This window comes from Streptomyces sp. NPDC056296 (genome assembly GCF_042268605.1).
Taxonomy (GTDB): domain Bacteria; phylum Actinomycetota; class Actinomycetes; order Streptomycetales; family Streptomycetaceae; genus Streptomyces.
The window spans coordinates 1-1,500 of the sequence record NZ_JBHJRX010000146.1 but is presented as its reverse complement, the minus strand read 5'-3'; the positions used below and the strand labels follow the sequence as shown (position 1 = coordinate 1,500).

At 67.4% G+C, this 1,500-nt stretch carries 1 protein-coding gene; it reads right to left on the bottom strand.

The features are described from left to right. Positions 1-51: 51 nt before the first annotated feature. On the bottom strand, positions 52-1,269 hold the full coding sequence (locus ACFCZF_RS40855) for an IS110 family transposase (RefSeq protein WP_376675989.1): 1,218 nt from the start codon (positions 1,267-1,269) through the stop codon (positions 52-54). Positions 1,270-1,500: the final 231 nt, after the last annotated feature.

The following is a 1,500-nucleotide window of genomic DNA, read 5'->3' as shown; positions in this document are numbered from 1 at the left end:
GAGATTCCCAATCATGGTGTCAAGCCGGGGTGGTGACGCCTTGTGACCAGGTCATGCCGCTGCGGCAACAGCGGGTTGAGGCGTGACGGCTTCGAAGGTCCGGTGGTCACGTATCAGGGCCCAGAGCACGTTCAGGCGGCGTCTGGCCAGCGCGAGAACGGCCTGCTTGTGAGACTTTCCCTCGGCGCGTTTGCGCTGGTAGAAGGTCTTGGACTGGGGGCAGTACACGCTGGCCACCTGCGCGGAGAGGTAGAACATCCGCAGGAGCCGACGGCTGTAGCGCCTGGGCCTGCGCAGGTTGCCGCTGACCTTGCCCGAGTCACGGGGGACCGGGGCGAGTCCGGCGACGCCGGCGAGTCGGTCTGGGCTGCCGTAGGCGGCCATGTCGCCGCCGGTCGCGGCGATGAACTCCGCCCCGAGCATGTCGCCGACGCCGGGCATGCTGGTGATTACCTCTGCGTCGGGATGCTCGCGAAACCGGCCCTCGATGAGGGCGTTGAGCTCGGAGATCTCCTCATCGAGGGCCATCACCTCCCTGGCCAGGGTGTGGGCCATCTTCGCGGCGGTCTTCTCACCGGGAACGGCGGTGAACTGGGCCTCGGCGGCGGTGACCGCGGCGTCGGCGGCGCTTTTGGCGATGTTCAGGGCGCGCACGCCGTGGTTCTTGAGCCAGGTGGTGAGCCGGGTCCGGCCGATCCTGCGCAGGGCGGCCGGGGTCTGGTACCCGGTCAGCAGGATGAGCGCGGCCTTGGAGGCGCTGTAGTCCAAGGCCCGTTCCAGGGCGGGGAAGTACTCCAGAATCTGTGCGCGGAGCCGGTTGATCGCCCTGGTGCGGTCGGCGGACAGGTCCATGCGGCGGGCGGTGAGGATCTTCAGGTCGACCGCGATCTCGCTGGTCTCCTGCAAGGGCTGGAGGTCGCGGCGCATCCGCGCCTGGTCGGCGATGACGAAAGCGTCCTTCGCGTCCGTCTTGCCGCTGCCCCGGTAGGCCCCGGAAGCGTGATGGACCGCCCGGCCGGGGATGTAGAACAGCCGCTGTCCGTGGTTGACCAGCAGGGCGATCCACAGCGCGGCACCGCCGGCGTTGAGGTCAACCGCCCAGGTGACGGGGTCGCCGTCGGCCAGGTCCAAGACGTCGCTGAGGAGTTGCAGCAGCTCGTCCTCGCTGTTTGGCACGCGGCGCGAGAGCACCTTCGTGCCGTCCGCGTCGATCGCGGTGCAGTGATGTTCGGCCTTGCCCGCATCCGTCCCCGCCCACAGTTCGGGCACCAGACCCTCCTTCGTCGATCTTCTGTGCTGCCCCAGCAGACGACCTCGCTGTCACGTCCATACAAGCGATTCGGTTCGCGCATCCCAATCAGCAGTCGAGTCGTCGCGGGATGCCGAGCGGCCAATCTCTTTGAGCCACGAATGCGGCAACGCCATGACAGCCACACCCGGCATCCCTGGGTGTCCCGATCTTACGAATGACCGCGATCAACCCACGAAGAAAGGTATGGA